The 1,663-nt window shown below is 59.7% G+C and carries 1 protein-coding gene; it reads left to right on the top strand.

Going from position 1 to position 1,663, the window contains the following annotated elements; translation table 11 throughout:
- Positions 1 to 700 precede the first annotated feature (700 nt).
- The gene (locus QZH66_RS15775) at positions 701 to 1,462 is read left to right on the top strand and encodes an SDR family NAD(P)-dependent oxidoreductase (protein ID WP_305806843.1); all 762 of its coding nucleotides are present in this window, start codon (positions 701 to 703) and stop codon (positions 1,460 to 1,462) included.
- Positions 1,463 to 1,663: the final 201 nt, after the last annotated feature.

Raw genomic sequence — 1,663 nt, 5'->3', positions numbered from 1 at the left:
GCCGAAGGTGCCGCCATCGGGCTTTGCCGCCGCAATCGCCCGGGAGCCCACCAAGCCAGCTGCGCCAGTGGTGTTCTGCACGATAACAGGCACCCCGATGCGGGGTGCAAGCATCTCGGCAAGCTTTCGACAGAAATTGTCAACTCCGCCGCCTGCGGGATACGGGGAGATGAGCTTGATGTTGCTGGTGGGCCACCGCTCCNCCGGGAGCCCACCAAGCCAGCTGCGCCAGTGGTGTTCTGCACGATAACAGGCACCCCGATGCGGGGTGCAAGCATCTCGGCAAGCTTTCGACAGAAATTGTCAACTCCGCCGCCTGCGGGATACGGGGAGATGAGCTTGATGTTGCTGGTGGGCCACCGCTCCGCCTTGCCGTTGGTTTGTGCATGCAGCCATGGCGGCACGGCCAGGGCGCTAGCGCCTGCCATCGAATGAACCAGAAGCCTGCGACGCGTAATTGGATGGGGCATAAGTGTCTCCTTGGTGCCGGTCACCTCCGGCACGGTTGTGATTGGGCTTGCCTGACAAGTCGGATGTGAGATCTCGGTGCCATCCGAGGATTAAATGGTATCGGAACCATTAAATTTTTCAACAAAATAAAGGAAAAAATTATGATTGACTTTGCTTTTGTGGTTGCGTTACCATTTTGGTGCGGCACAACAGGTGTCGATCTTCAAGATTCAAGACAGGAGCAATGGTCATGGAAATTCAAGCCAACAGGATTCTGATCACCGGCGGCTGCGGTGGCATCGGGCTGGGCATCGGCGAGTACTTCGCGCGCATCGGCAAGCAGGTCACGCTCGTGGACCGGAACACGGCGCCTGCCGCCGATCTGATGCGTCGCTTCAACACGGTGCGCTGCATCGAGATCGACATTACCGATTACGCCGCGGTGGACGAGCGTATTGGCGCGTTGGCCAGCGATGACGAGGCGCCGCAGGTACTGGTCAACGGTGCCGGCTGGTCCCCGAAATACGACCCGCAAGGCCAGCCGTGGAAACCCTGGACCATGCCGATGTCGCATTGGCAGGACGTGATGGCCGTCAACATCGATGCGGCCTTCAATTTGTGTCGGCTGTTGCTGCCTTCGATGATCAAGGCCAACTACGGTCGCATCGTGAACATCGCTTCGGTGGCCGCGCACACAGGCGGCGGGGGCGTGGCGCCCGTCCACTACGTGACCGGTAAAGCCGCCCTGCAGGGTATGACCAAGGCCATCGCGGGCAGCGTGGGGCAGTACAACATCACGGTCAATGCGATCAATCCGGGACGCATCGACACGCAGATGATCCGAGACGTGCCCGATGAGGTGAACCAGGGCTATGCGGCGCGTATTCCGCTCAAGCGCCTCGGTACACCGGCAGACATCGCACACGCGGTGGCCTACCTGTGCTCGGACCATGCCGACTATCTCACGGGCACCCAGATCGAGGTCAACGGTGGCCTCTACATGGGCTCTTGAGCCATCGGGCTACCTCAATACGTAAATAGGAGATCAATATGAAGATGCGAGCCGCTGATGCCTTGGTGCGGGTGCTGAAAAACGCCGGTGTCCGGCATGTGTTCGGGCTACCTGGCGACCAGAGTGCGTTTTACGACGCCCTGCGCAAAGATGGTGGAATTCAGCATGTGCTTGTTCGGCATGAACAAGCTGCGGCGCACG

Origin of the sequence: Stenotrophomonas sp. YIM B06876 (assembly GCF_030711595.1) — a bacterium.
GTDB lineage: Bacteria > Pseudomonadota > Gammaproteobacteria > Xanthomonadales > Xanthomonadaceae > Stenotrophomonas.
The sequence above is the reverse complement of the archived record's forward strand: the minus strand, read 5'-3'. Positions and strand labels throughout refer to the sequence as shown.

What these genes read in the sequence shown, in the direction of transcription:
- QZH66_RS15775 (WP_305806843.1), top strand. Translation starts at nt 701, where the DNA reads ATGGAAATTCAAGCCAACAGGATTCTGATCACCGGCGGCTGCGGTGGC.